This is a genomic window from Paenibacillus sp. GbtcB18, assembly GCF_019091125.1.
In the GTDB taxonomy this organism is placed as follows: Bacteria; Bacillota; Bacilli; order Paenibacillales; family NBRC-103111; genus Paenibacillus_F; species Paenibacillus_F chitinolyticus.
Genome location: NZ_JAGXJX010000048.1, coordinates 1 through 2,077, shown reverse-complemented (window position 1 = coordinate 2,077; position 2,077 = coordinate 1). Strand labels below are relative to the sequence as shown.

Below are 2,077 nucleotides of genomic sequence, written 5' to 3'. Positions count from 1 at the left end.
CGGCACAGGCGGGCTGGATTTCAGACGAATGCTGCTGGGCCGGGGCTCCGAAGAAGCGACCGCGCTGAAGTTAAACGAGACACGGTATGCACAGCCGGCCTTGTTCGCCGTCGAATATGCGCTGGCCCAGCTGTGGATGTCCTGGGGCATTGAACCGGATGTCATGATCGGCTACAGCATCGGGGAATATGTGGCGGCTTGCCTTAGTGGCGTATTGACGCTGGAAGACGCGCTGTATCTGGTCGCGAAGCGGGCCGAACTGATGGATGCGCTGCCCGGTGGAGCGATGCTGGCGGTGCCGATGGGCGAGAGTGATCTGCTGGGGCGGATCGGAGCGGGCATGTCCATCAGCGCGGTCAATGGACCGTCGATGTGCGTCGTAGCGGGACCAGTCGCTGACATTGAGCGTCTGGAGCAGCAGTTGGCTGCTGAAGAGCACGTATGCCGCCGAATTCAGACTTCGCATGCGTTCCACAGTATCATGATGGAACCGGCGAGGGAGCCGTTCAAGGCGCTGGCGGGGAGCGTACGGCTTCATCCTCCGAAGCGTTCATATATATCGACCGTCACGGGAACGTGGATTACGGAAGCAGAGGCGGTCGATCCGGAGCACTGGGCGAATCATATGTGCCAAGCGGTACGCTTCGCCGATGCGGTGCAGACGCTCCTGGAAGATCGGGAGGCGTTGCTGCTGGAGGCAGGACCTGGCTATACGCTCGGCAGCCTGATCATGCAGCGTATGGGCGAGCAGCTCAAGGATGCGGTCGTCATTCCCGCGGTTCGTCACGAATACGACCGGCAGCCGGACACCGCGTTCGCGCTGTCATCGCTGGGCAAGATGTGGCTGGAAGGCGTACAGGTAGATTGGAACAGCTTCCATCAGGGAGCGTTGCGGCGCAGGCTGCCGTTGCCGACGTATCCGTTCGAGCGTCAGCGCTACTGGATCGAGCCCGCGAAAACGAGTGCTGGAGCAAGAAGCGGCCAGAAGAGCGGGGGAGACAAACCGGCAGGCAAGACAAGCGATATGACCGAGTGGTTCTATACACCGTCATGGAAGCGGATAGCGCGTGCAGAAGAACAGGGACAGACGAAGCCGTCGGAAAGCAGCTGGATCGTCTTCGAGGACGAGAGCGGGATTGGGTCCCGTCTGGCTGAGCGGCTTGGCGCTGACGAGGTAGTGATCCGTGTCCGTCCAGGGACGGTGTACCACAGAGAAGGACATGTCTATACGATCGATCCGCGTGAACCGTCGCATTATGAGGACATGGTCGGAGCGTGGGTCAAGGAAGGCATCGAGCCGAAGCGGCTGGTGCATCTGTGGAGTGTTGACAAGCCGGAAGGTGTGGGAGGCGCAGCATTCTTCGAACAGGTGCAGGAGAGAGGGTTCTACAGCTTGCTGTACCTGACGCAAGCGCTGGGCAAACAGATCACACAGCGGCTGGAGCTATGGATCGTGTCGGAGGGCGTGCAGGAAGTAACGGGCGAAGAAGAGCTGGTGCCGGAGAAGGCGACGCTGCTGGGTCCAAGCAAAGTAATTCCGCAGGAGTACATGAACATTACCTGCCGGCATGTGGATATCGAGCGGCGCGGCGGAGAGAAAGACGCGGAGCGGATCGGAGAAGAGCTACTGTCGGAACTGCGCGCAGGCGGAGCGGACCGTGCGGTTGCCCTGAGAGGGAAGCATAGGTGGGTGCAAAGCTACGAGCCGGTGAAGCTACCGGAAGTGAAGGGAACACCGGCGCGAATCCGGACGGGCGGCGTCTATCTGATTACCGGCGGCTTGGGCAAGATCGGCGGGATACTGGCCAGTTATCTGGCCAAGACAGCAGGCGCGAAGCTGGTGCTGCTCGGCAGGCAGGGGCTGCCGGATCGTTCGCAGTGGCAGCAATGGCTGGAGACGCACGGAGAAGAAGAGGAGACGAGTAAGCGGATTCGCCGCGTGGAAGAGATTGAACGTCACGGCGGAGAGGTGCTGGTTGTCCAGACGGATGTGTCGGATGCGGATCAGATGAAGCAAGCGGTGGATAAGGCGATCGCGGTGTTCGGCGCGATACACGGCGTCATTCATGCGGCGGGC

1 protein-coding gene is annotated in these 2,077 nt (G+C 61.0%); it reads left to right on the top strand.

Annotation, left to right across the window (positions count from 1 at the left end):
• Window positions 1-2,077 (top strand): acyltransferase domain-containing protein (locus tag KVT34_RS29365; RefSeq protein WP_217563203.1); only part of this gene is annotated, 2,077 nt, incomplete at both ends.